This window comes from Candidatus Nitrosocosmicus sp. R (assembly GCF_054408505.1).
Genome location: NZ_CP167090.1, coordinates 1,622,268 through 1,648,601 on the forward strand (window position 1 = coordinate 1,622,268; position 26,334 = coordinate 1,648,601).

A 26,334-nucleotide genomic window follows, 5' to 3' on the forward strand; every position below is an offset into this window, starting at 1 on the left:
TTTTTATATAACATATTATATATTCATGTTCTAAATATTAGGTAATTTCTTGCTTCTTCCCATCAGGATATTTGACAGTAATTTTTTCCTTTCTGACTTCTACATCTACTTTGCGCTTTTCGGATATTCGAGATTTTTTAATAACTATTTCGCCGAGCTTTACCATTTTTTTATCTATTATTATTTGTTCTCCCCAAATAGGAATAACTTGTTCTTCTTGAGAGTCATTATTGTTATTAACAGAAACTTGAATCTCGTTATTATTTATATTGGCTTCAGAATTGGGTAGTGGTGGCCTTTTTTCACTCTGACCAGATTCTAACTCGGTCTGGCTCATTTTTGCTTTTATTGTTTCCTCGTTTTTGGGCATCTTTATGTCCAAATCATTTGGATAATTGCGATCATCCCTATTCTCTGTCTTATTGGGTTGATCCTCATCTCCTTCAGTTTGGCTAGGATGAAACACTTCTGAAATTTTTTCCTTTACCTTTGAAAAAATCTCAATTAATTCATTATTGCTGTAGGAGTCAAATTCTTTTCCATTGATAAACATCTCCTCATAATTGATGGGTACTTCAATCTTTTTTGTTGATTTTATCCACCTTTTTTCTAAATATAATTGTGTCTTTGTAGTCTCTTTAGTAATTTCAAATTCTTCTTCATAGATTGGAATCTTTTCTACAATTAGTTCTTTCTGTTGGGATATAGTGTCTAGGGAAGGAGGACTATCATTAACAGGTGTAATTTTATTGTCATGCGGGACTACAGACTCGTTATTCACAGATACTTTATATTATTAATATTTATAATGGTATACAATACTTGTGGGTATTTTCTGTTGATTTTTGTACTTGTTTTTCTTGAATACACTAAAGCAACACTTGTTTAATCCTTAATAAAAGTAAGATAGTGTATTTACTAATTACCATATTTAGTGGTTAGTAGGTGAAGTATCATATTAAATACCTTGTATTAATTTTTGATGAGAATTTAAAGTTAGTTTATGACAAAGGGTATTTCAATATTCTCCAGCATAATAGTGACGAATCCATATTTATCAACACATCGTGATGCTCAATATATATTAATGAGAATCTATATTATTTCCAAAAAAAACATACCCATCCATCTTTTATATATCGCATCTTGTTTTTATCATATTTATTAACTGTGATATACACCTAAATTATTGATCAAAATTAAAGAAGAAAATACCGATCAAATAAAAAAGGGAATAGGTAAGATTGAGATCAGGCTAGAAAATAATGAGGTAGCGACATTTGAGAGATATCCGGTTTTCGTTAACTCCAAAGATATGAAATACATACAATATGAGGTACAAAAGAAGCAAAATGATCTTAAAAATTACGGTAATGAGAAACATGGAATATTGGAACAGGCTAAACAAAAAGCTTTAGAAGTTAAAGATACTGTTGTAGATACCGCGAAAGAGTTTTCAAATGAACAAAAGAATCAATAATAAATTTAAGTATTAATTGTTCTTAATTATGCATTAATAACTAGAAGTAATATATTGTTGATGGTTAAATAACATATTAAACAATTCGAAACATCTACTGTGACAGCATATTTCAGATCATCACTTTCATTTCGTATAACACTAATTTGCCCATTATTATTCAACCCTGTTATTTCTATCTAATCTATATTTCGTATTTTAGTCAATTGCATAAAAGATATACCTTTTATCCTATGATTACCTTCATCATAACAAGTATATCCTTCTTCCATCATTGACCGCATTCTTAACTTCCAATTCATTTTATTACTAAAAGGAGGATATCTGTTATTAAATTAGATTTGTAATATGGTTAGCCAGTTAAGTTATTGGATGGGAGTTTGATAAGATCTATTTAAAGTATAGAATCTAAATTGTACTAATGAAAAACACCTTTATCATCCTGGTATGCACAGCCACATTATTTTTTACATTGGCATACACAGGATCAGTGTACGCTCAAAATCAAAATCAAACAACTGCATCTTCTCAAAATGAGACAATGGCAACTATTACAGACAAGCCACAAACTACCATAGCAAATCAGACTACCATACCAGTTGAACAAACCACAGTTACTGTCAATCAAACAACAAAGCCTATGGATAAATCTCAAATTCAACCACTCGGAAACCAAACATTGACACAGCAACCTGGAAATTTATCAAATCTTGAAAATAAAACTCTAATTCAACCCACAGGACCTGCTATTACCACTATCGCCAATAAAACCACAATACCTTTTAACCAAACTACAGTTGGAATGGGCAATATGACTAATTAATAATCTATTCCCTCTTTCTTTACATTAAGAAATAGAAAATTAGAGTAAGCATACAAGATTCTAGAATAGATCTTGATTCATAATTTTATTTAATAATTTGTAGAATTATGCAGAGGACAAAATAAAGCTTCGGACCATAGTTTTCTTAAATTGACTAAATATTCGTATTGACCATACTGCGAATATCATTCAGAATACCGATAACTCCTTTCCTGAAAAAAAAGTAGTAGATATTACTGCTGCAACGAATTTCCAGGAAACAAAGGAACTGATTTTACAAGGCTGAGAATACTAAACATCATGTCCTGCAATAATCTCTAATATCCCTTATTTCATATTGATAAAAAGGAAAATTTAATGTGGATAAATTCAATAAGATGAAAAAATTATGACAGAAAAATTCCAACCTATCTCCAATTATTATTTTTATTCTTCACTTTAGTTTTTGAAGATGAAGATACTTAATGAATTGAGTTAAGAAAAGTGTAAAATATTTGAATTTATTATGCTTAACTACTTTGAGCGAATATTATCAATATGTCAGAATCTAATAACGACATAAATTATACTGATCCGACCAAAACGGGAGAGTTTTCTACACATTTAAGACAGGGTGATAAAACAAATACTCCGGCTGATAACGAAGCCACAGATAGAGAAATCCTATCCAAAATGGCTAATTTGTTAGAGGGACTTCAATTTCCAGCTACGACGGAGGAAATAAAAAATCATTTGAATCATAAATCACCGGCGATGGGAAATAGAATCAACGATGTCTTGGAGGCCATACAAAATAATTTGAATCCAAAAACAAAATATCATGACGTATATGATATAGCTCTAGCTGCAGGATTGGTGATAAAGAAAAATTAGTTTCTAATAAAATATTAAAATAGAATCTATCATACATCGAGTTCTGAATATCTCGTTGCAATATGTTTGGTCAAAACAATTTTAGTAAATTTAGTTTACATCGAATTAGATTTCTTGGATTTAAAAAGAAAAGCAAAATAAAAAACTAAAAAATAGTTCTTCAATAACGCATCAAGCCAGTCAAGGATTCTTTGATGTGTTATCGCAACAGCACCTACTTGAAAGTGTTTTTCTGATTCTTCCTCTGTAAACATTATATATTTCGTTAATTCAGATTGTACAGAAAATGATCAATCGTAGACTTTTTTGGTTGCCCTTTTTTATCTTTATTATTTATTGTCGTTCCGCACCATCCTTTAAGAACGGCGCTAAATTATAGCTACATGAAAATAAGGCCCGTCAAAAAGATCTATTAGATTCGATTTTACATTTTTTTTATACTACGTATCTAAAGGCTGATTCAGTAAAGCCTACTTTCGTCTTTATAGAGTAATCATTGATTGCTTCCATCTAGATAATACCTTTCAACAATTTGATATTAGCAGATTCAAATTTACATGTTAACATCAGTTAGTGGAAATACCAAAGTAGAACGAACTAAATTTACAATGGGAATATAGATAGACTGACTATTGTCTCCAATGGCATTTGTAAATTTGTAATTTGATGTCATTTTATTTAATTCAATAAACTTTGTAGAAGGTTTTTCTTCCAAGATAAAATAGTGAGCAACGACTCCTCCAACCATCCCTGTGTGGACAAATAAGATTTCTTTATCTTTATATTTAATAGAATAAAGCATCGGTGTTATAGCCATAAAAGACTGCGACGTGTAAAGTACTACATTTAGTAAATCCCTTAGATTTTCATACTGGAGGTAAGTAGTAAACCATTCGCCTTGAGACACACTTCAATTAAAATGTGTTATATTTCTTAAATATTTCTTAAATATCTATTTGGTTTGAATTGACCATATTTTCATTGATATAATTAAAGGTCCCATTAGTTGTGATAGTAGTTACAACGACTCTAATAATTACTCTGTCCATAGAGCTTATCTACCATATTTCATTTTTATAAGAAATGGCAACAAAATAATAAGTTTGGATAGTCCATTATTAATCGTAAACAAATATTTGTTAAAATTTCGACATTAAAACTAACATACGGATACAGATCTTATATAGTTGGTGACATTTTTAGTTACCATGTGATTCTGAATAAGGATCATAGTACTCGCCGCCTTAAGGCGGTGCAACTATCTTCCACAGCCCACACTAGATGAAAAACGATGAATGGCAGTAGTTTATTATTCGAGTCCGTTGCCATATGAGAGTAGTAGCGTTCTATCGACTTTAATCAGTTGTTAGTTGAATAACTGTGTCGCCTGTTTATTGGTAAACTAAATGAGAAGGTTGCCCCTTTTCCATTCTTGTTATTTTGAGCCCAGATTCGGCCCCCATGTGCTTCAATAATGTTTTTGGCTATGAAAAGCCCTAAACCCGTACCTTGTTCTGATGTGGTCACAAACTTGTTGAATAGTCGTGGTAACACCTCTTCGTCAATACCTTTTCCTTTATCTTTAATGGATACTATTACTAATTCACCGTCTTTTTCCTTCCTGCATTCCCTTTCTCCAATTTGAGAGTCTTCGTGATTGATATGGTTCATTTTATTCCCATTATTTTGAAACTTTATGGCTGAAATAGTGATGGATTCGCCATTTGAAAATTTGATTGCGTTATTTATTAGGTTTGAGAGAACTTCAAAAATCCTTATTTTATCTGCAAATACAGTAATAGGCTCCTCTTGTGAATCAAAAACTATGTCAATGGGAGTAGGCAAGTTCGTATGAAGCGAACTAATGTTTATTTTAGTATGGACGTCTTTAATTACATTCTGTATATTTTCGTTTAGATTAAAGAATTCTTTATGTAAATCTAATCTATTACTTTCGATTCGCGATGTATCTAAAACATCATTTACCAATTTCTCAAGTCTCTGTGAATTTCTGTGGATGGATATGAGCCTATTTGCAAATTGTTCTAGCCTAGGCTTATCTTTGATTAAACTTTCAAATTCTTTATTGATATTATTTTTGCCTTCTAAGGAATTCTGCAGAAGTGACGGTATATCCATTTCAATTAATTCAAAATTTCCAGATAAGGCCTGGACTGGTGTCCTTAGTTCATGACCTGTAATATCCATGAATTCTTTTTGCTTTAATACAAGTTGTTTTATCTGTTCGTTAGCCACAACAAGATCTTTATTGACTTTTGCAAGTTGTTTATTGGTTAATGAGAATTTTTCATTGGTTTCTGTCAAATTATCATTGGCAACAAGAAGATTTCTTTCTGTTTCAGTTAGATCCTTTTTTGTATTTCTTACTTCTTCTGATTTCTTTCTAATTTCATTGTTTAAAAGATGAAGAGACTCATTTATCTCTCTCAATTCATCCGTCTTTGCGAGTAATTCACCCGTTTTTATTGTGAGGAGCTCCTTCACTGTCAAATCATTATTGCTTTTAGTTTCAGGTAGCGTTATGTTTATTCCATATATGTTGCAAAAGATACTTTAAATAAATAACTAATATAGGCCAGATAATCATATCGCATTATCCGAGTACCATGCTAATCCCAAAGCGAATAGAAGCCTTTTTTATTATTTGAAAATTGTCAACAGAAAGATAAAAAATCCTATCAATGTCTCCGTCCTTTGGCCTAATACAGGAATAGATTTTTGAAAAAATTCCTATATCAATATCCTATGAGATATGACTTTATTTTTTGAGAAAAGATAAAAAGTTGGCACTATTTCGTTATTTTAGCACTAGTGAGATAAGATTTACTATCGGTAAATACTTTATTATACAACTTTTTCATCTAATGGTTCGTTATCTTAAGGAAAAATTAAATCACTCTAAAATTGTATCGGTAAAAATAGAAATTATTAAGGGATGTATTATTGCATTTGTTTTGGCTATTACATTAAGCAGTATGGAAATGTTATATCCGAATAACATCCAGGCACAAGTTACAATGTATAAGTGTACACCTGATATGGGTATAAATGTGTCAATGGTAAATTGTCTTACAAATTCCACATCCGATACTTATAATAATTCAATGGTTGCTGAAATGAGGCAAAACCAAACCGGTCAAGTTGCTCAAGATACAATGAATGGGACTAGACAAACAGCAACTCAAGGAATGGAAGTTGCAATGAATGAAACTGGCGAAGCAGTATCAAATGCTACTGGTGGTGTGATGGAAGGAATTAAGGACTTGGTTAATGGCTTAAGCTAATAATAGAAATCTAACAATGGAATAACCAATATAACTATCACATTTTTATTGCGAAATTTCAAACACCATAATAATCAATCAGTCTTAAAGTTACGTTTAAGACTGTATTCAAAATTTTTTATTTGTGATTACGGATAGTAGTTTTTATAAGTCAATTAAAATACAAGAGCGTCCGTATGGCTTCCATTTCACATACTTGGATTTTCATATGAGGTTGCTTATTGTTAAAGACTTATCCTTATTACGAATTAGCAGTTTACGAAATTCTGAATTAGAATATTATATTAACAATTTAAATTAAGCAAATTTTAAAGTTTATCTGTAAAAATCTCATTTAGAATATACGAGTGAGGAAAACAAACCCGAGTGATTCATTGGAAAATGACAAGTTAAATAACGAAATCCTAAAACCTATAACAAAATCTGATTCTAAGGTAGTTGATGATTTGAAGGAGTTAGAAGTGGAGAATTCTGGAGGGGGCAGGGATGGTGGAGAGAGGTTGAAATAATCTTTTTTATAATCTGAATTATCCATAACTCAAATCAGAATGTTCAAAGTGGATTCTCGATTACTAACTAGAGTGAAATTTCCCATACTTACCACCTGTTTGTTATGTCATGATATTCAGAAAATGCAAATAACATGGAAAATAAAGTAAAAACTGTTATTATTAATTTCCGGCTGATCTGTATATGTTAAGTAGTGATTTAGATTATGTAGACATTAGTTTGAATCAATCACTTGTTAATTTCATAAGTCCTTCCTTTGGTAATATGTTTGAATATTAATTAAGAAGGTTTTTTTTGTCTTAAATTCTAATTTTATTATGCTTAGTTTGCTCAGATTGTGCTTTTGGCTTTGGTATATTGCAATAGCACTAGGTGATAAAATTGATAAGATTGATTTCTTTGAACCTGATTTTTACTTATTTAATTCTTTCGTGCTAATTTTATAGACCATATTGATAAATAAAACCAATTATATCGAAGCACGTCGCATTATTAGAAAAGTTATTTACTCAGAGCGTCTTGGTATCCATCCCGTATTAATCTGTCTATGGTTTCAGATGTAAAGTCAGTAAGTTTTCCTGAAACACTATTTTTGTCATCTTTCCGTTGTATGTGGGTTATTTTTACTATTCTAAAAGTACTCTTTAGTATATCGATATTTTTCTTAATTTCCTCGGTCATAAATCGTCTTTGGGCATATTCTTCTAATATCATGTTAATCTTCTCCCTTAGTAATTCATCATTCTCTCCAAGGCCAATCAACTTTTCAATTAAATTAACGTAGTCTGCATAGAGGCCATATGTTTCTGAATCATATGCTTTACCAAGTTTTATATCAATAATTCTACCTTTAACTCCATCAAAATCTTGTGGAACCTTGTTTCCAACAGAATTACTACTATTTTGCTTGGGATCCAACAAATTTACAATATATATTTCCAAATCTGGAATTCTCTGAACCTGTTGTTGCTCTTGTGATTTTCTGCTGTAATTATCCATACCTGTACTCTTCACTCTTACTCGAAATGAGTTTTCAAGATCTTTAGAACCTATTCTTTTTTCCCAAAATCTTTTATGTGCATTTACCAACTCTTTAATTGGAGTATTACTTAAGAGTCCTCCATCCCAGAACTTTCTTCCGTCTATATCCTCATAAGCATAGGTTTCAGGTAAGCATGAACTTGCTATTAGATGTTTGATGCCAATACCTTCATCGTAATGAATGATAATGGACTTCCCTAAATGAGAATCACCATATTCTGATTCTCTTTTTCCTTGCTCACTCTCATAGCTATCAAATGTAACTGTGGTACCTTCGGCCGCGTCAACACTCACAACAAGTAATCTTGGTTCGCCTTTATCAAAGCTAGTTGCAATAGGAAATTTAGCAAATTTTTCTATACTCTCTCTTAATGGTTGGTTATCATATACAAGCCATTGATTTTGAGAATCACAAAATTTATTATCTTGTTTTGGAGGATGTACGGGCTTGAATACGTTTTCCACACCCGATTTAGTAAATTCTTTTGCGGAATAATATCTTCGTGCAGATTCTTCTGATGCTACTAAGGGATTTCCTTTTGCATATTCTTTTTTCCACTGTTTTAACGGCTCAGCTATGTTTGGTGTAGGGGTAGACAAATACTTCCAAAATGTCTCAAGCTTTTCTGAAGCACCATCCCATGTCTTATTTTCAACAAAATAACTAACAAGGATGGCACCATTGATGGCACCTATAGAGGTTCCTGCAATAATGTCAAATAATGGAACATCTTTTTCATTACTAACATCTTGAATTCCTTTGATTTTTTCATGGAGACATTTAAAAGCCCCAGCCTGGTATGCGCCTAATGCTCCACCTCCTTGCAAAACTAATGCTCTTTGAACTTGCGGAATAGAATGTTTGTTTAAGTTTGACATTAATAATCTATACCTAGTTTCAGATTTTTAGTGGGGCTTCCCAAATTATCAGATCTCTCCTTACCTTCATCAGTTGTGGAGAAGTATCTATCTATATTATCTTCTTCTTTGTAATCATCTAATTTGAAAGCAGAATTGTTTATAGATTTTTTCTTTCTTATAGGGTTAACATATTTTGACATAAGTTGAATCTCTTCTTTGAATCCGGTATAGTTCCAATAGTATTTGTTAACAAGAGTCGAGATAACAAACCAAATAATACTATTGACTATGATAGTGATTAAAAAGCTATAATTATAAGCCATAATCGTCCCAGTTATTGTGCCTCCTACAAGATAAGGCATTTGACGCTTTAATACTGATTTTAACAAATTATCCAAAAGAACTACTACTCAGTATTTTTTGTATAACATAGTTTATAGACAAGTATATGATAACTGATACTCTTGAAGGGTTTATAAGATTATTTGAAGATACTCGGGATCATCATATATTAGTAATACTAAGGCCATTTGGTTTACAATTTACTATATGACTAGGCTAGAACTATTGATCAGGTTAGACATGCTATTTTTTTTGCAATTGAATCCCAATAGTGCTTCAAAAATTAAAAATAGTGGATTTATGGTCCAGTAGATGTAGTAGGAATTTTGCTATTTTCTGAAAGGTTTTGATAAGTGGATGTGCGCATTATCATCTCTTTGGCTTGTTTTATCAGATCCTTTGCATTTCCAGTTACAGACCAATGTAGGAACAATATCTTTCTTCTTACTTGCTAAATCTCTTCATAATTTCTTTGTCATGTTCTTTAGATCAGCATCGAGTCCTGGTGAAAATTCTTGTGGAGCTTCGGGCATACTGGGTATTTCAACACCTTCGGGAAATCCTTCAATAACCTCAAGGGTACCACCATCATCAAATGGGGAATCACCTTTGAATATCTTATCTAACAACGACTCTTCCCCCTTATTTGCAAATGTCCACATCTGATTATGTAGATTCTTGCTTTCCAGATCTCTTACTTCTGGCATATTAGATGTATCTATTCTTGGAACGGGTAATGATTTCCCCCAATTGACTCCAAGAGTCTCCAATGCTTTAGCAAAAACCTTTTCATGAACCAAATCCCTTACGATTAGGTAAGAAACTGTAGACCTGAACGCTTTATTATCACACATTTCATACAATCGACATTTTTGTAATCTTCCTGTGGCCTCTAGCATCAAATTATACAACATGTTAAGCACAAGATTTCCGCTATCGTAGACATAAGAAGCAGACCAAGGATTTCCTGCTGCATCTACAGGGCGTGCACTTTGAGCTGCAACCAAAAAGTGATGAATATTAGGAGATTCTAAAGCGATAGATAAAGGTAGTTCATTTGGATTATTTGAATTAGTTGAAGCACCTTCTAAAAGAATATTTATTGTGTTTGTTATTTGTTCAACATGTCCCATCTCTTCAGTGGCCATACTTCTTAGTAAATCTTGATAAGGTTTGGCGTTACCTCTAAAATTCATGTTTTGGAAAAAATATTGCATCATTGTACGCATCTCTCCAAACTGACCTCCTAATCCTTCTTGCAAGGCTTGAGCAGCTTTTGGATCAGGTTTATCTGCAGGTGGTATTGGATGTGGAATCCTTTTTACTGATAAAAACATATCATAAATTACTAATCATCAAAGTATTTATCAAAGGTACTTAAACAACTTAAGGATCATATTGGAAAATCAAATCTTAAGCAAATCATTCTAATATTACTATAAATGAGTACATGTAAAAAGAATAAAACTATAGTTTAATTCCATTTCCAATTTTTACAATTAAAGCATAACTCATCTCAGGTTCCAATCTGCCTTTTAGTAACAAACGTGCATAAGAATTAAGATAATATTCACAATCTTTGCGTTGAAATCCCTCAGTGGCTTCATTTATCACTCGTCCTTTTTCATAGTCTAATTTTTCACCTCTCTGGGTGACGTAGTACCAGAGAATATCTCCAGGCAACATTCCGTGTCCCCTTGGAGAAAAAAATTTAGATATTCTTTCCTCGTTATTCATACTTCCCTCTACAATATGACAGAGCTTCTCCGCTGGAAGATTAAACTTACATTTGTCGCATGACATTTGTTCATTTGCTCGGTTGGAGCCACTTTGTTCTCGTCGTTGCTCTATATAATTGGCATCAATCTTTGAAATCTTTTGGCCAGTCGACAAAAAATTTACCAATAAAAGGTCTGTATCATGTATATCTTGTTCCTCCTGATCTCCAATTGATTTTGTAATGTCTGACTCTTTTGCCATAACTGAAACTATTTAGTTTATCAAAACTTAACAACCAAACTTAGCAACGTTTACATTCATAAGTTTAATAAAACTGCTAAGGATTCCTAGGATTATTCATATACGGTATTGTCAGAATTGCATTATTTTCATAACAAAAACATAAAACTGTACTGATCCATTGTCACCACAGGTGCCACATATTTACAATTTGAAAAGCAAGTTTTACGCATAAATAATAAATTAGAACATGAAAAGAATTAATTTCTCCATTGCTTCTTTCTCCAGCGGTCCTGGAATTGCATCTGTATATTCATAAGCACCTATGACGAGTTTATGACATCCTGGACAGAACTGATGATAATTGTCATAGTTCATTCTTGTTTTTTTGTTCCATCTCTATCTTTTTTCCATTTGAGGTTGAAATGTAATTGTAAAGTGAAGGCATTGCATACTTAATTAACTATCGACAATAAACTATGTTAAATGTAAATTCTACCACTTTCCGAGTTGATTGCTATAAACCGTTTTAATTAACTGATTATCTGGTTCTAGTTTTGTTTCTATCTGTTACATATTTTTTAAAAAGAAACATTTCATCCCTAAAACCTGTATAATGCCAATAGTATTTATTGACAACCATTGAAATTATAAACCAGATAACACTATTCACCACAATAGCAAATAGAAAACCGTAATAATATGTCATTATAAGACCAGTTATTGTTCCTCCAATAAGAAAAGGAATTTGACGTTGAAGTGTTGCTTTTAATATTGTATCCAAACGACTCTATTCATAAATATACATGATAGTTTTTAACAATCTATAAAATTATCGAGAAGACTGAACTTCTTGATACTAAAATAAGGCCAATGGACGAACCCGATGAATTATTGTCTGATATTAAATCTGTTACTAAAAAAAATAGTAGATATTTTTATACTTTATTGATCATTTATTATTTACTTATTACTTGCACCAGTTAGGAGGTAGAGAAAGGTATTAACAATGATTACTTACAGTTTATCTACCTCATTTTATTATGGTTATAAACTATCGTATACATTGTATATTGCAATACAAGCAGCGCGATTCCATTACGGGATTGAGGTAAATGACTAATCCATATACCAACTTGACGAGGTTGTTGTTGTTGTTGTTTGCCTCTTCCCTTTTATACTGTTTTATTATTATCATTAAATACTATTTTAAACTTGAATATTTACCTCTCCGACACTCGAAGGGACATCGGCATTACTCAGAGATGGGGAATGATGTTCTTATGTTAATCGCATAACTTTTTCCCTATTCCTCATCTCTGGTTAGAAGACATAATTAGAATTGGTTATGTTCTGATCTGGATAGGAATATAAAATTAAAATCCTCATGAGATATCAACAAGGTAAACAGACTTTCGAATTCATAGTAAATGAGTCAACTTTGTTATTTTAGAATCAAATCCCATTCCTTATTATTTGGATTTCATTAAAAAGAAAAAATTTGTTAGTCTCAAAAATAATTCATTTTGAACCTGCGATTAAAACCAGAATAAACTGTGATGGCCAGTAGCCTCAAGCCGACGTTATAACTTTTGAACGATCGACAGTAAGATTCTTTAATCAGTATTTGGCACCTAAGCTGATCGAGATCCAAATAACGTATGATATTCACATTTAAAGGTAGTTAGGACATTCATCTTTAATTTCTCCTCGTCTGTTTCCATAAATCATACGAAATTTTTGAAATACAGGATAGAAAAAAAATCTGTTAACTACTGTATCAATTGGTTTTTAGAATAAAGGATAAACTTGCAATTACGATTCAAACAAGAATAATGAGACTATATAATTTGGTTTTAACATTTAAAAGTCTGAAAGATAAACGATGTTATAATAAGGTAGTTCCATTTATATTGAACTAGTTTAATTTATTCCGCTGTCTACTCCAAAATTTAATACGATTCTCCCACTTATGGAATGTTAAATACTTTATTATACATATTAGATTGTGAATAATACTAATTCAAGTAATTTTAACTGGAAAGATAATAGTATAGAATGGAAAGACATTATTAAAAAAGAAGCTAGAGGATATGAGAAGGGAGATGATTTGGGTGAGGTGCAAGAAATCGGACAGGAATTTGTTGTAACAGAAAGGGGGAGAGTCAAAAAAAACAAATTTTATTTACCTAAACTATTAGTTGCAGGTTATGATGGAGAAGTTCTTTGGTTTAATATAACCGAACAAGAAGCTGAAGACAATTTCAAAAAAGATGAACCACCACAGATGGGTGAGTATTCAAGGTACAAGTCAGCATCTGTAACAGAACAACCAGATACACAAACGTCCAATCAGTCAGAATCTTCGCGCGATCTTCAAAAGTATATTCCCCTTATTGAGAAAAGAAAAATAGATAATGTTGGTACTGATGCATCGTATACCATGCCTCAGGCGGGCATACAAGATTGGGACTCTATTCTGAAAAAGGGTGCACGGACAGGGGATTCTGTAGCAGTAGGCATTGTAACAGCAGTAAACGATGAAAATGTAATAATAACTTCTGATGGTGCTAAAGATGAATTTAGTATACCAAAAAACGAAATTCAATCCTACAATGGACAAGAGGTAGTTCTAAATACAACCTACGATAGGTTAAGTCAGTTCAAGGTAAAAGTTCCAAGATAGGCGGAAATACAATACCCCCACAACTTTTGACTTAAATGTAACATAATCTCCTAATTTTACTTATACACTGATTACTTTGTTCAAATTTGATGGCCTAATTTATCATCATAAATTTGATATGGTATTACAATTAGTAAAATAAAGAAAGAATAAATTCAACTTTGGCAGGCTTAAAGAGGAGATAAAATTCCATGTTAAGTAAACTTATACATTCATTTTCTTCTTGGTCTCATTAACCTATTAATCATCATATGGACCCCTTTTGTGGCTAATAAAGTTAAAAGCCATTTTCTTTTTGACATTTTTTATTATCTGCTTATATGATAAATGTAAAAGCTAAGTAAAAGAGGTTAAAGATTTCTTTCTTTATACATTACTGTCAGAAACATTAACCTTTTCAGACGTAACTTCTTCTGTAAATTTTCTGGTTTCTGTTACGGGTTTTTTCTTTACCACTACTTCCTCTTTTACATAGGGAGTTTTTGAAACTTCTACTTCTTCACTCTTTAATGGTATTTGTATATTTTCTGTTGAAGTAATTGGTTCTTGTGCTGTCGACGTATCTCCAGTTGGTTGTCTTCTTTCAATTGAAACTTCTTCATGCGTTACTGGGACTTCAATAGTTTTTGTTTCTGTTACAGGTTCTTTTGTAATATGTGTTTGACTTTCTTCAACTCTTTTGGCTACGTCTAATTTTTCCTCAGTTAAAGGTATAGTCGTCTCCTCACTTTCTAAAATACTTGATCCTTGATCAGCCTTGGATTGAGATGATTGGGAGTAAGAAGCCGGATAAGATTCTCCTTGATATGTGCTTAAAGCTTCATCATAAGAAATACCAAATCGGAGAACTTCACCATCATAACTTTCAACCTTGTCTTGAGGTATGAAAAACTTCTCTTTATCAATAATACCTTTTTGTACAAAAACATAACCGTTTGAAACTTCTTGAACTTCACCAAAATCTTCATCATTTAATCCTCTAGCTTCTTTTTTTATGACATCATTCCAGTCAATATTAGAACTCATAAGAATTTTTATATAACATAGTATAAATAGACGGATAAAAGGGTACTCCTAATGGTAATAGATCGAACTAACAAATCATGATTGGCTTTTAAAGGCAAATTTCGATAAACGTTGTTGATATCTTGTATTGTCATTTTCGTTATTTGATTTTCGACATTTTAATTTTTTCTTAAAACAACATTGTACCATGAATTAAGGTTTCGGGTCTAGCATGTCAGCCTGGGATATAAACATCTTCTGGCACAACTATCTCTATTACTGACTTATTTAAATTTTTATACATATAGGATTTCAGTGCCAAACAAAAAAGAAAACATAGAAAATCTGCAAAAGAAGTTAGGTGAAGTTCTAGGTTTAGAACGAGCAGCTCAAAAAGCAGTGACCGAACTAATATCGATGAAATTACTAAAATCTGGTTCTAAGTCTGAAGCAGAAGAAATCCAGGGAGAGGCAAGTACTCATGAAGAAAAAATTCAAGAAGTAGTTACCATTTTTTCTGAAGACAAGGATGTAAAATTGGACATTCGCAAAGTAGAGGAAAGTGCCAAAGAAACAGAGGAGAAAGCAACTAAAATTATGAAAACGTATCTTGGTGAAGAGCCCGATACACCAGAAGCATTAGAATTCCTGTGTTTAGCTGAAGGCGGAGAAGTTTCTCATTATGAAGTATTACAAGCTATTTGTGGGAACTTTGATAATAAAAAGGCGTTATCAACAGTCAAATCTATCCTAAAAGAAGAACAAAGACATCTTACTCAATGTATCGATATGGCCAAATCGGCCGTCTCATAATGAAATCATTGCTTAGGTCGTCATTTTTAAAATTCATCTTTCATATTTGATAGAGAGTGATTTTGTCTTTGCCTTGAAGTCAGTAGAACAATTAAACAAAGAAGGTAAGATTAGAAATATGCGATTAAAAATACATAGATTTGATCCTAGACCTAATCAACAAAGTTCATTTACCCTTCTCTTTACCAATGGAACCAAGGTACTTTGTTAAAATTTCAGCATGGATCAACATGACATGCTAGTATGCGTTGAAGACAATTTTATAAGTGAAAAAGAAAAAAGAACTTTTTAATGGCTTAGGGATGGTGATGTAATAGAGGATCTACAGGATTATACATATCTTGGAACGAGGGATGGTGGTCTCTATTGATTTGAAATTACAGGAAAAGGGATGGAGTAATTATCAAAATACTCGCTCTTCCCTTTATTTAATAAATATCCATTTTTTTGATTATAGAATAGCAGTAACTGCAGGGCAATAACACCCATAGTTAAAATCACTGTGACAAAGCTAGCCTAGAAGTTACTTAGATGTGATAGATCCAATCCACTCATTCCATAAATACCTGCCATCAATGTCAGGGGCGATAATATTACACTAAAAATCGTCAAAATTCTCATAGGATCATTTAACTGTAGAGAAACATTTGCCATATACATACCTCGTGTTGAATTTATTGTATCTCGATACGATTCTACTAGTTCAATTAGCTGATTTATATCATCATGGGCCAAGCGTAAATATTTAATTCCATCTTCTTTATCTGTTTGAGGATGTATAAGGAAATTCATTATATCTCTCGTATAGCAAAAGTGCCTCCTTAACATAAATTTGCTTTGGCATTGTATCTAAATACCTGAACATGTCTTTTGAAGGCTTTTATATAGAGACCTTTGTTCAAAATCTGCATTAGTGAGTTCTATGGAAGTTAAGAGTTGTTCTAACTTTTACGATAATCTCGTTGATTATGGTATGATAAAGAGCATCCATATGCGATTGTTTTAAATTCTTGTTTTTCTGTTCAAAAATACGTTTTACTGAACTTATCAAATCAATATTGGAGGAATGGATAGTTATTAAGCAATCCTTTCCTACCAAAATGTATATTACTCTATACTTAAATGAAGAGTTTTGTATCCCGTGTCTAAGATTATTGTAAAAATGTAGTTATTTATTTAATTTAACTCCATAAGAACCCTATGACTGATAAACAAGGAAAAACGATTTCATGAAAAAGAAACGAGATAACATCTCCATGACATTTGTTAATTTGTCACAAGCATTTTACATTGATAGAAGACTGTTGGTGCCCAGCATGTCTAATGTCCCCACTCAAATACTTATTCTTCCTTTTTAGAATCAAAAACATGAAAATGTGATCTGGCTGGATACCAATGCTGTCTATGATTAGGTTGGAGTAAGTTCATAACTGATGGTCTTTGCTTAATTCCTTTCTGTTTTTAGAGGTAAAGTGTCGCCAAAAGTTATTGTCGATATCATTGAATAGTAACTCAATTTCACATTAACGATTCATTATTAAAACAAGACTAACATTCTTTATTCGCCTCGGATAGGCAATATACTCCTACTCCTACTAACGCTATGGAAGAGTCTTCCTATAGGCTATAACAATGTGTTTAGTATTTACTTATAGTGATTGATACTAGTGTGTTCCTTTAAAACTTGTCTTGAGTCAAATGTTTGTCCACACGTTTCACAGGAAAAGGTTGCCTTTACATTTGTTGAACTTTCGTCTGAATTTCTTCCACTATCTACTTCGAAACTACTCGGTCTACTTTGATTGACTGATGAACCTTCGTATGTATGATTATCTGAACCTACCTTTGTCATTCCCCTCTTACGATACTCCTCTTGTGCTTCTGGCGTATCTGTTCCAGTTTGTCCGCCTGAAGTAATTTTCTGATCATGGGGGTCTCTTTTGACTGCTGTTGGCTCACCGGTGTTAATTTTAGCAGGAGTCATAGGTTCTTTATCTCTATACTCTTCTAAAGGATTATCATCCCTACTTGTATCTGTACCAGGTCCGCCTTCTTCGTATATTCTATCTCCACCAGAAGACTGTACATGTCCAACAGAAGATGAAGCTATTGTATCTTTTGTCTTATCCGTGACATCTTTAGTAGTATCTACTACCTTGTCTTTGACATCTTTAGTAGTATCTACTACCTTGTCTTTGACATCTTTAGTAGTATCTACTACCTTGTCTTTGACATCTTTAGTAGTATCTACTACCTTGTCTTTGACATCACCTATCTTATCGGAGATATTGTCTAGAACTGATTCGCCGTGGTTCTCCCTTTTTTGTTCAAACATTTTAAGTTCGGATTCAGTACTTTTCAACATTAATTGCGTGCCGTCATAGCCTTCAATCTTGGATTTCGGTATTGTGTAAACATTTTCACTTACTTTATCTTTTTCTACTATAATATAGTCATCTCTTTCACCAATTATGTTTCCTACAATTTGACGATCTAATAAAATTACCCCTTTTTTTGATACGATTAATTCTGCAAAATCTATATTTGACATATTTAATTTGGTTTATATAACTATATAAGGCTCATAATTTTTTAACATCCATCAAAAATTAGATTTATCTTGATTCATAAGGAAAATGACTGTTGTTAGTCACTACTTTTATAGATTCTGCTCTACATTCATGAAAAGCCCGGTCTCTTAAGTACAATCAGAGTATGCTACATTAGGTCGGACTCTAAAGTAATAGCAATCCTAATTGTGGTACTATATGAACCATCTTGCTTATAATATAGTAATGAAAAATCTTTCAAACATGTTTATGATTTTTCTAATAGCAGTCGGACTGGCAATAGTTCCTGTAATTAGTATGAATTCCATAAATAATGTTAATGCTCAAAATCAAAATCAAACTTCGACACCAAATTCTCAAAATGATACAATGGCAACAATCACTGATAACCCTCAAACTACAATTGCTAATCAAACTACTATTCCTGCAGAACAAACAACAGTAACGGTTAATCAAACGACTAACCCCATCGACCAATCTCAACTTCAACCACTTGGAAATCAGACAATAACAGCTCAAACTGGAAACTTGTCTAATATAGAAAATAAAACGGTAGTACAGGCCACGGGCCCCGCCACTACTACTATTGCAAACAAAACAACAGTACCGTTTAATCAAACTACTATCGGTATGGACAATGTGACAAAATCCTGATCATGAATATCCCCTTAGCAGTTGCAACAATCGAGTGGGATCATACCGGAGGAGGATCATAAAGTCAACAATAACAATCACCACCCCAAAAATAAAAGTAAAGGACAGTTAGACACTTGGTGAATCCGTTAATAAAATGACAGGAGGCTGGGGTTATTATAGAAAATACAATCTCTCTTCCTGACATTTGTATTTTATTATAATCTGCTTTTATGTAAATTATTATCCGTAAATTAATTAAATAAATCGATACCTGCTATAAATACCATGATAATATCATTAGATATAGAATGATTGCTGTTAGGTAGATAATGAAATAGACCTCTTCTTCAGGTGCGAGTTATGGCGCCGCCCAATAGGGTGATACAAGCCCCATGTCGTATGGAGATTGGACAATGTCATACTTGGCTACGTAGGATCTGAGGATGCTAATTGGTAGACTCTTGTACCAAAAAAGACAATGACCTTTAGAATAGCACCTGTGTCTATTTGTATCCTTTTGTAATAGTTAAGAAATAAATATAAAATTTGTAAACAACCACTTGTTATAGAATATTGCTTAAAGGTAGACATTGTCTAATATTTTGGTTGCCAAGAATGTAAAAGATTCACAACCTCAGATTCCAACACATCAACACTCTGTTATTTATGATTATGAGAATGGTGAAAAGATCTGTAATCTCTGTGGTATGGTTGTCCAGGACAAACTATATGATACGGAATTAAATATAGACTTCTATAATTATACAAGTGATACTAATACTGGATATCCACGGTCCCTAACTCTAAATGTCCATGGAATGTCAACTGCTATTGCAGACTATAATACTAAAAGCTCAAAGAGATTTTCTAACAAAAGGCAACACAATAAGATTGAATTCCTTACTAAAATAGTAAGTTGTTCAAACAAGAATAGAAATCTAAATATAGTCTTAGATCTGTTGAACAGGTTAAAAGACAAGTTGTCCTTGACCTCAGTATGCATAGAGGACGCACTTTTGTATTACAAAAAGGCTCTTACAAAGGGACTGATAAAAGGAAGGTCAATCAAGGAATTGATAGTTGCATGTGTTTATGTAGTATGTAGAAATTCGAGTATTCCACGAACGTTGACAGAGATTTCACAAATAGTAGAAGCAAATGAGATCTTTGCTGGCAAGTGTTATAGGCTCATTACAAGAGAACTAAAAATAACTCCCGTCCAATTCAAGCCCTCTATTTTTATTCGGAAAATTGCTGACGTGGCTAATATTCATGAGAGAACAGTAAGAGAGTCCATTGATATGCTAATAGCTATACAAAATGAAAGCATATTATCGGGTAAGAATTCACTCTCTTTGGCTGCAGCCATCCTTTACATCATGTGCAGGAAACATAAACAAAAAATTTCTCAAGCAAAGATTGCTACTGCTGCAAATATTAATATCATGACTTTACGAAAAAGGTTGTTAGAGGTAAGAACCGTTATTATGAATACACCTTTCTTAAATTAATAAAGTCGTTATATTAGTAAAGTTTAGAAAGCTAACAATCTATAGATACAGTAAAACATGACCTATTTTAGACGACAATGAAATTAATTAACATACAATGTTTAATCGATAAGTTGTACGATAATTGACGATCCCTCAAAATTGTAATAAGAACAAACAGGTCATAAAGATTATTCATCGATGGTACTTTTCATTTAACTCTCTAATCAGCACATCCAATACGGGGTCCTATCATTTTTGTAATTATTATGTTTATGTCGGGTTTATAATGATGGTTGTCAAAACGCAATTGCTATTCTGCCAACAAATCCTTACCATACATTCAATTTTTAGTCTCACTATTTAATTTCATGGATTGTTTTCCGCCGCCCTCTAGAAGGGCAGCTCTGACAAGGTTGATGATCTCGTAAAAATACTAAATAAATTTCTACTAGGCAACATACAACTTACAATCATATAATTAATATGCTTTGTATGTCTTGACTTCTGTTACTAAATCTTTATTCACTGGTTGAATGGTCTAATATATTAAAATTTAATAAGGCCCATTTTCCTTAAAAAGGAACAAACAAAAGAAATGAAAATTAGCTTGATGTCTTGGGATCATAGTTGATTTTGCTATATACATATGGAAAAGGCAAGTCTTTATTTATGTTTCTTACGAACTTTGGGTCTGTAGACTTTTGCCGGTGTTTTAACAATTGCAGGGCTAGTCGAAATTCTCCTACAAACCTGAAATATAATACTGCTTTTAAGATAAAAGTAATACGCGATGCATGAATAATATGAAGGTTATCGCATATTACAGTTATCTATTCAAACGTTTGAATATTATATTCTAGTTAGCATCATTTAAAACCCTCTCGAATTATGTATAGTTGAATTTCTTCTTTAAATAATTTGACTCCTAATTTAATCAGAGGCAAAGAAAACCCAGCCGAAAAGAGTCCATTATAATTAACTTGACTTCTTTTAATTGACTAAATTAATTGTTTCCCAGTTAGATAAAGTGAGTCTTTTTCAGATGCCCTGTTTATTTGTCCTGTTCCTCTCTCAGGATGTACCATACAATCAGAAGTGGTTGCAAAAATTTGCTAAATTGATATTCAAAAACAGGAAATATTTAAAGTATGGTACAAAAATATTTTGATGAGTCTTGAGGACAATACACCAACTAGAGAAATGCTTGTTTTATGCGGACAGTTACAAAGTTTGTACGATGCTAAAAAAGCACTTTGGACGATGGAGGAACTATACCAGAAGATACTGGATGACTCAAGACTGAATGAACCTATGCTGAGTTTTGAACGTTTTAAAGAGGATATGAATTGGATTATAGGACACGGCTTAGTCTCTTTTCAAGACGATAAATTGAATCTTGATGATTTCGCTAAAAATTTGCTTGTACATTTTTTTAACGAACATAGAGAGATCTTGGAAGATCAAACCTCTCAATACCAAGATGACGCAAACGGGTGAACTAGCGGAATTAGTGCCTGATATCAAATCAGTATCAACAATAATAGCTTAAAGTTTCTCTATCTCACTTTATTATTGTTATAAACCATCGTATACATTGTATATTGCAATACAGGCAGCGTGATTCCATTGTGAGATTGAGGTAAACAGGTAATCCATATACCCGCATGATGAGCTTGTTGTTGTTGTTTGCCTCTTCCCTTTTATCATGTTTCATTATCACCGTTAAATACTATTTTAGACTTTGATATTTACTGGATTCTTTCCACCTTATCTATTTAACCTATATTAAATAGCATATATTGGATGAATAATTCTATATTGTGGTCTAATGCACCACAATCAAAAAATAAAATAATGTCGATTACATTATCAATACTTTTATTCAGTGGGATCTATGTTGTCGCTTTATCAATAGAAGAGTACAATACTGTTCAAGCACAAGGACAATCTCACAATACTACTAATACTGCTACTCCTATGAATGCTAATCAAGCTAATGCTACTTCTGCTAATGCTACAAAACCAGTTGATGGTTATGGCGGTCCACCAACAGGTCCGTTAAATGCGGTTCGACACGTATTTGATGAACCGACTCTTAGAGTATATCATTTTTGTAAACCTAATGACAAAATAATGATGGTATGTCAACTATATGATAGCAGTTCTCCAAATGCAACGTTGATAGGAGTAGAATATATGATAGACTCTAAAACATATCAAGCATTACCAGACAGAGAAAAACCAAACTGGCATTATCATAAGGAAGAATTCTCTCCAGACAGAGCAAATCCAAAATTCCCATTGCTAAATGATCAACAACAAAAGGAATGGTTGGTGAAATTATCAGAGTCATATGGAAAGGTCATACTGAATTGGAATCCTATGGATATATTGCCTGCATTCCCGCCTCAAATACAACAAGTACAACATCCTTTTATGGTGAATCAAACAGTCAGCAATAATACTGAGAAATATGTTGGTAGCTTTAATCAAACATTAGACTACTGACCTTCTGCATAGAATTAAAGATAATAATCAAGGTTTGAGTTCGTCAAATTCTATTCTGAAGTTAGACTGTCATACAAGTGAGCCTTTTAGTTAAATAATTGATCTATCATTTTATTATTGTACTAAATGGAATTAAATATATCTCGAGTTTTCGGGCTAGTATAGTACAAGACTCTGTAGAGGACATATGAATATGAATATGAATCCAAAAGATTTACTGATGATCAATGCCACAATCATTGGTGGATTTCTTATTTTACTTACAATTTCATCATTTTCTCCAGCTGAATTTCCTAATCGTTCTATGTTTGTAACCATTGCAGTTGCAATTGTAATTATATTCTCATTTGCTTGCTTCAATTATCTAAATGATAATGACAACAGGGGAATATTATTCTCTAAGATAGGTTTCTTATCAATAATATTATTCATGATATTCATAGGGATGCTAAATATTATTAATATAATAGATCCTGCAATATGGTCGGAAATACCCGGTGCCGATAAAATAGCTACAAATAATGGGACTTTAACCATTTAGCTATTTCAGAAAAGTGTTGAAGTTGTACGTAACTCCAATTTATCAGCAATGATTTACAACAAACTTCATGACCACCTGGACCTCGATGCAAGGGAAGAAAACAAAGTCATTTCTGTGCCTCTAAATGAGGTTAACATTTCAATCTTAAATCAGGCTTAGTTTTCTAGAACTATATTCTAAATAAGTTATGGCAATCTAAAATGGAACGAGGATTTGAAATGAAATACCTAATTAATATGAAGTCAAGATGGTCTATTCCAAAAATTTTTTTCGCTTCGGATTTACTATGCAACGTCTTTGAAAATGTCATTATTATTTAAACTATTATTATTATGTTCCATTATATGGATTGTACAGATAATATAGTAAGTAGATTTCGAGAATTTGAAGAGACAATGGCAAGTTGTCTGCCTAAAGTAGACAAGAAATTGATCATTGAATTGCTGGATGACCTAAAAGAAGATGAATATCCTGGTTACAATCTTCAAATAAAATTGATAGATGGCTTTAATGAAAATAATTTTAGGGAATCGATCTTGCGCGACTTGGGTGTTGTGCCCGCATTTCATCAAGATGAAAAATATGGTGGCCATGCCGCTGTAGAACATAGGGTTAACTTCAAAACTCTTTCTTACCTAAGTAATTTGGAGGATATTGAATTTATAAGAGGCTCTAGAGCTGGAGGTGGAAGAGCATCTATAGGGCCACAATTAGAAAGGGATGAACATGATAAAACCTATGGTCCACAAGGCGGTAAAGCGTGACAAGGACCTACATCTAATGCCCTAGAATGCGGCTAAAAATATTGAACTATTTAATATTTGATGTACCAAATACATCATGCTTAAAATTCTAGTCTTGGCTATGATAGTGACAACTACAGCAGGCTTTTCAATGCAAGTGTTTGCTAGCAGTGGCCTTGGAGTTTTTCTTGATAACAAATCATCAGATAATAAACATTTATCTTTTACTGATTCTCTTGATAACCAAAATTTGACCTTAACAAGAGATAACACCACAGTCGGGGCTGAAAATTCACCGAGTAACACACTGGGAAATATATCAGAAGAATCACAATCAAACTCCAAATCTACCAACATGGCACAGGATACTGGTAGTTCGTAAAAAGTTTAAAAGAATAAGCAGCATAATGAAGGAACAATTACTTTACAACATGGTTTTTAATATATGAACAGGAAAGAATGTAGGGTTTCTAATCTTATATTACCTCCCTGTTAGAAGCCAAAAACTATGTTTGTTGCTTTGAAGTATGACCGACTGTATTCTGTATTCTAGTGGAATCCCTAATGAATCATATCCTAAAGAATGGTTGTTTCTTATCCATGACTTTGTGTGTTGGAAATATCCATTGCACATCATGACCTTATCCATTATAATGCAATAACCATATTTACAATTAACTTTACTTTTTTGATAAAATAGTATAACGAAAAATACTAATAATCTATTTTGAAACTACGAATGGATTAAAATTAGAGATAATATTTATATCTATTCCAATTGATTTTATAAGTTTGATATGAAGAAAAGTACCTGTGATGATATATTAAACCATATATCAAATCTGACTCATAATGACATCATATAGATCTAATAATAAATCAATATCTTGTCATCGGCTGTATTGTATTCAAAAGTCGCTCGCAGATGTACCGAGTGCTCATTCTATTATTGTTATGAACACGTTCAAACACAGCCACATCCAAGAGAAAGCTTGAAATTCAAAAATTTTCAATGAATATTTGCTAATCGTCAGTGAGATTTCATATAGATATCATCGGGAAATATATTTACTAGTATTGTCCTGACTTTTCTACCTCAAAACTTCTACTACCTTTTTCGCTGCTAGAAATGATGACGCTGGATTTTGTCCTGTTATAATTTGTCCGTCACTTACAACAAATGGTTTAAAATTATCAGTTTTCTCAAAATTGCCGCCCAATTCTTTTAGTCGGTCTTCTAATGAAAAGGGAACAGTCTTATCGAGTTTAACTGTTTCTTCTTCACTGTTAGTGAATCCAGTTACTCTTTTGTTTTTTAATATAGAATCTCCGTTTTTATCTACTGCTTGCAATAAACCTGCGGGTCCATGACAAACAGCGGAAATGACTTTCTTGTTGTTGTAAAAATCTTCCACGATTTTTTTTAAATCTTTGTCTTGGGATAAATCCCACATTGGTCCATGACCGCCAGGTAAAAACAATGTGTCATAATCACTAGTTGAGACCTGATTTAGGATAAGTGTATCTTCCAACTTTTGCATGGCTGATTTGTCGTTTTGAAGTCGATGAGTATATTCGGTTTGATTTTCTTTCAGCATACTTTTTGGATCAACGGGCGGTTTTCCACCCTTTGGGGATGCGATTGTAACTTCATATTCATTATCTACAAATTCATAATAAGGACTGGCAAATTCTTCAAGCCAGTATCCGGTTTTTTGTCCGGTATTACCTAGTTGATCATGAGAAGGTAAAACGAAAAGAACTTTTTTCATGTCTTTAAATGTTTGACATACTATAAAACGCTCACAGAAGAAGGCGGTTTCCATTTTATCCGATTTAGTATATGATCTTTATAATCTGGGATCGATAGTTCCCAGATATTTTTTCGTAGTCGCGTTTTATCATGACCGTTGGATTTATCTCTCCCATATCGATATACCCATGGATGCAGAATCACCCATCAATGTTTTCAAATTATTATGATTAATCACTCTTTGAGTTTGAGTTTCAAAAAAATTTTGAAATCCGTATGCAAGTTTAAAATCATGTCTCTTCTGACCATTCTTCAATTCCGCCTAAATACCTTGAATATACCATGCATGTGACAAAAAACTTTTTACATCTGTGCTATTGAACTTTATTGGA

Annotated in this window: 27 protein-coding genes; 14 read left to right on the forward strand and 13 right to left on the reverse strand. The window is 32.5% G+C overall.

The window, feature by feature from the left end; translation table 11 throughout:
- Positions 1 to 37: 37 nt before the first annotated feature.
- Positions 38 to 781 carry a DUF2382 domain-containing protein gene (locus AAGU22_RS08310; protein ID WP_458718657.1) on the reverse strand — a complete coding sequence of 248 codons (744 nt, stop codon included), beginning with the start codon at positions 779 to 781 and terminating at the stop codon, positions 38 to 40.
- Positions 782 to 1,189: 408 nt separating this feature from the next.
- Between AAGU22_RS08310 and AAGU22_RS08315 the strand changes: the two genes are divergently transcribed.
- From AAGU22_RS08315 to AAGU22_RS08325, 3 genes are all read left to right on the forward strand, one after another.
- Positions 1,190 to 1,480 carry a hypothetical protein gene (locus AAGU22_RS08315; RefSeq protein ID WP_458718658.1) on the forward strand — a complete coding sequence of 97 codons (291 nt, stop codon included), beginning with the start codon at positions 1,190 to 1,192 and terminating at the stop codon, positions 1,478 to 1,480.
- Between the two features lie 421 nt (positions 1,481 to 1,901).
- Complete coding sequence (locus AAGU22_RS08320) at positions 1,902 to 2,303, forward strand: hypothetical protein (protein ID WP_458718659.1); 402 nt, start codon at positions 1,902 to 1,904, stop codon at positions 2,301 to 2,303.
- Between the two features lie 537 nt (positions 2,304 to 2,840).
- Positions 2,841 to 3,176, forward strand: coding sequence for a hypothetical protein (locus AAGU22_RS08325; protein ID WP_458718660.1), 336 nt, complete (start codon positions 2,841 to 2,843; stop codon positions 3,174 to 3,176).
- Between the two features lie 553 nt (positions 3,177 to 3,729).
- On the opposite strand, the gene AAGU22_RS08330 is transcribed toward AAGU22_RS08325, so the two are convergent.
- Positions 3,730 to 4,083: a hypothetical protein gene (locus AAGU22_RS08330; RefSeq protein WP_458718661.1), complete on the reverse strand. Its 354-nt coding sequence runs from the start codon at positions 4,081 to 4,083 to the stop codon at positions 3,730 to 3,732.
- Between the two features lie 452 nt (positions 4,084 to 4,535).
- The gene (locus AAGU22_RS08335) at positions 4,536 to 5,681 is read right to left on the reverse strand and encodes a sensor histidine kinase (protein ID WP_458718662.1); all 1,146 of its coding nucleotides are present in this window, start codon (positions 5,679 to 5,681) and stop codon (positions 4,536 to 4,538) included.
- 281 nt (positions 5,682 to 5,962) lie between these two features.
- Between AAGU22_RS08335 and AAGU22_RS08340 the strand changes: the two genes are divergently transcribed.
- On the forward strand, positions 5,963 to 6,481 hold the full coding sequence (locus AAGU22_RS08340; RefSeq protein WP_458718663.1) for a hypothetical protein: 519 nt from the start codon (positions 5,963 to 5,965) through the stop codon (positions 6,479 to 6,481).
- A gap of 347 nt (positions 6,482 to 6,828) precedes the next feature.
- Positions 6,829 to 6,990: a hypothetical protein gene (locus AAGU22_RS08345; protein WP_458718664.1), complete on the forward strand. Its 162-nt coding sequence runs from the start codon at positions 6,829 to 6,831 to the stop codon at positions 6,988 to 6,990.
- A gap of 502 nt (positions 6,991 to 7,492) precedes the next feature.
- On the opposite strand, the gene AAGU22_RS08350 is transcribed toward AAGU22_RS08345, so the two are convergent.
- The 5 genes from AAGU22_RS08350 to AAGU22_RS08370 all read right to left on the reverse strand — a co-directional run bounded on the left by AAGU22_RS08350 (position 7,493) and on the right by AAGU22_RS08370 (position 11,215).
- On the reverse strand, positions 7,493 to 8,911 hold the full coding sequence (locus AAGU22_RS08350; protein ID WP_458718665.1) for a patatin-like phospholipase family protein: 1,419 nt from the start codon (positions 8,909 to 8,911) through the stop codon (positions 7,493 to 7,495).
- Positions 8,911 to 9,282: a hypothetical protein gene (locus AAGU22_RS08355; RefSeq protein ID WP_458718666.1), complete on the reverse strand. Its 372-nt coding sequence runs from the start codon at positions 9,280 to 9,282 to the stop codon at positions 8,911 to 8,913. The genes AAGU22_RS08350 and AAGU22_RS08355 overlap by 1 nt, the downstream gene beginning before the upstream one ends.
- A gap of 251 nt (positions 9,283 to 9,533) precedes the next feature.
- Positions 9,534 to 9,668, reverse strand: a complete 135-nt coding sequence (locus AAGU22_RS08360) for a hypothetical protein (RefSeq protein ID WP_458718667.1) — start codon at positions 9,666 to 9,668, stop codon at positions 9,534 to 9,536.
- A 28-nt stretch (positions 9,669 to 9,696) separates the two neighbouring features.
- Positions 9,697 to 10,572: a manganese catalase family protein gene (locus AAGU22_RS08365; RefSeq protein WP_458718668.1), complete on the reverse strand. Its 876-nt coding sequence runs from the start codon at positions 10,570 to 10,572 to the stop codon at positions 9,697 to 9,699.
- A 130-nt stretch (positions 10,573 to 10,702) separates the two neighbouring features.
- Entirely contained in the window at positions 10,703 to 11,215 is a 513-nt protein-coding gene (locus AAGU22_RS08370) for a hypothetical protein (protein ID WP_458718669.1), read from the reverse strand.
- Positions 11,216 to 13,202: 1,987 nt separating this feature from the next.
- Between AAGU22_RS08370 and AAGU22_RS08375 the strand changes: the two genes are divergently transcribed.
- On the forward strand, positions 13,203 to 13,880 hold the full coding sequence (locus tag AAGU22_RS08375; RefSeq protein ID WP_458718670.1) for a hypothetical protein: 678 nt from the start codon (positions 13,203 to 13,205) through the stop codon (positions 13,878 to 13,880).
- Between the two features lie 366 nt (positions 13,881 to 14,246).
- On the opposite strand, the gene AAGU22_RS08380 is transcribed toward AAGU22_RS08375, so the two are convergent.
- Positions 14,247 to 14,906: a YsnF/AvaK domain-containing protein gene (locus tag AAGU22_RS08380; RefSeq protein WP_458718671.1), complete on the reverse strand. Its 660-nt coding sequence runs from the start codon at positions 14,904 to 14,906 to the stop codon at positions 14,247 to 14,249.
- A 294-nt stretch (positions 14,907 to 15,200) separates the two neighbouring features.
- On the opposite strand from AAGU22_RS08380, the gene AAGU22_RS08385 reads away from it, so the two are divergent.
- The gene (locus AAGU22_RS08385) at positions 15,201 to 15,698 is read left to right on the forward strand and encodes a hypothetical protein (protein ID WP_458718672.1); all 498 of its coding nucleotides are present in this window, start codon (positions 15,201 to 15,203) and stop codon (positions 15,696 to 15,698) included.
- Between the two features lie 516 nt (positions 15,699 to 16,214).
- Here the strand turns inward: AAGU22_RS08385 and AAGU22_RS08390 are convergent.
- Both AAGU22_RS08390 and AAGU22_RS08395 read right to left on the reverse strand, forming a co-directional pair.
- A complete protein-coding gene (locus tag AAGU22_RS08390; RefSeq protein WP_458718673.1) occupies positions 16,215 to 16,526 on the reverse strand; it encodes a CorA family divalent cation transporter in 312 nt (103 codons plus the stop codon).
- 817 nt (positions 16,527 to 17,343) lie between these two features.
- Positions 17,344 to 18,249 (reverse strand): hypothetical protein, encoded by a 906-nt coding sequence (locus AAGU22_RS08395; RefSeq protein ID WP_458718674.1) that lies wholly within the window; start codon positions 18,247 to 18,249, stop codon positions 17,344 to 17,346.
- Between the two features lie 244 nt (positions 18,250 to 18,493).
- Here AAGU22_RS08395 and AAGU22_RS08400 point away from each other — a divergent pair, with 244 nt between their 5' ends.
- The 3 genes from AAGU22_RS08400 to AAGU22_RS08410 all read left to right on the forward strand — a co-directional run bounded on the left by AAGU22_RS08400 (position 18,494) and on the right by AAGU22_RS08410 (position 21,894).
- On the forward strand, positions 18,494 to 18,922 hold the full coding sequence (locus tag AAGU22_RS08400; protein WP_458718675.1) for a hypothetical protein: 429 nt from the start codon (positions 18,494 to 18,496) through the stop codon (positions 18,920 to 18,922).
- 572 nt (positions 18,923 to 19,494) lie between these two features.
- A complete protein-coding gene (locus AAGU22_RS08405) occupies positions 19,495 to 20,415 on the forward strand; it encodes a transcription initiation factor IIB (RefSeq protein WP_458718676.1) in 921 nt (306 codons plus the stop codon).
- Positions 20,416 to 21,564: 1,149 nt separating this feature from the next.
- Positions 21,565 to 21,894 (forward strand): hypothetical protein, encoded by a 330-nt coding sequence (locus tag AAGU22_RS08410; RefSeq protein ID WP_458718677.1) that lies wholly within the window; start codon positions 21,565 to 21,567, stop codon positions 21,892 to 21,894.
- Between the two features lie 78 nt (positions 21,895 to 21,972).
- On the opposite strand, the gene AAGU22_RS08415 is transcribed toward AAGU22_RS08410, so the two are convergent.
- On the reverse strand, positions 21,973 to 22,104 hold the full coding sequence (locus AAGU22_RS08415) for a hypothetical protein (RefSeq protein WP_458718678.1): 132 nt from the start codon (positions 22,102 to 22,104) through the stop codon (positions 21,973 to 21,975).
- A 96-nt stretch (positions 22,105 to 22,200) separates the two neighbouring features.
- Here AAGU22_RS08415 and AAGU22_RS08420 point away from each other — a divergent pair, with 96 nt between their 5' ends.
- The 4 genes from AAGU22_RS08420 to AAGU22_RS08435 all read left to right on the forward strand — a co-directional run bounded on the left by AAGU22_RS08420 (position 22,201) and on the right by AAGU22_RS08435 (position 24,571).
- Positions 22,201 to 22,905: a DUF1264 domain-containing protein gene (locus tag AAGU22_RS08420; RefSeq protein ID WP_458718679.1), complete on the forward strand. Its 705-nt coding sequence runs from the start codon at positions 22,201 to 22,203 to the stop codon at positions 22,903 to 22,905.
- Positions 22,906 to 23,092: 187 nt separating this feature from the next.
- Positions 23,093 to 23,446: a hypothetical protein gene (locus AAGU22_RS08425; protein ID WP_458718680.1), complete on the forward strand. Its 354-nt coding sequence runs from the start codon at positions 23,093 to 23,095 to the stop codon at positions 23,444 to 23,446.
- A 344-nt stretch (positions 23,447 to 23,790) separates the two neighbouring features.
- The gene (locus tag AAGU22_RS08430; RefSeq protein WP_458718681.1) at positions 23,791 to 24,210 is read left to right on the forward strand and encodes a hypothetical protein; all 420 of its coding nucleotides are present in this window, start codon (positions 23,791 to 23,793) and stop codon (positions 24,208 to 24,210) included.
- 76 nt (positions 24,211 to 24,286) lie between these two features.
- Positions 24,287 to 24,571 (forward strand): hypothetical protein, encoded by a 285-nt coding sequence (locus tag AAGU22_RS08435; RefSeq protein WP_458718682.1) that lies wholly within the window; start codon positions 24,287 to 24,289, stop codon positions 24,569 to 24,571.
- A 709-nt stretch (positions 24,572 to 25,280) separates the two neighbouring features.
- Here the strand turns inward: AAGU22_RS08435 and AAGU22_RS08440 are convergent.
- A complete protein-coding gene (locus tag AAGU22_RS08440; RefSeq protein WP_458718683.1) occupies positions 25,281 to 25,961 on the reverse strand; it encodes a type 1 glutamine amidotransferase domain-containing protein in 681 nt (226 codons plus the stop codon).
- Between the last annotated feature and the right edge of the window lie 373 nt (positions 25,962 to 26,334).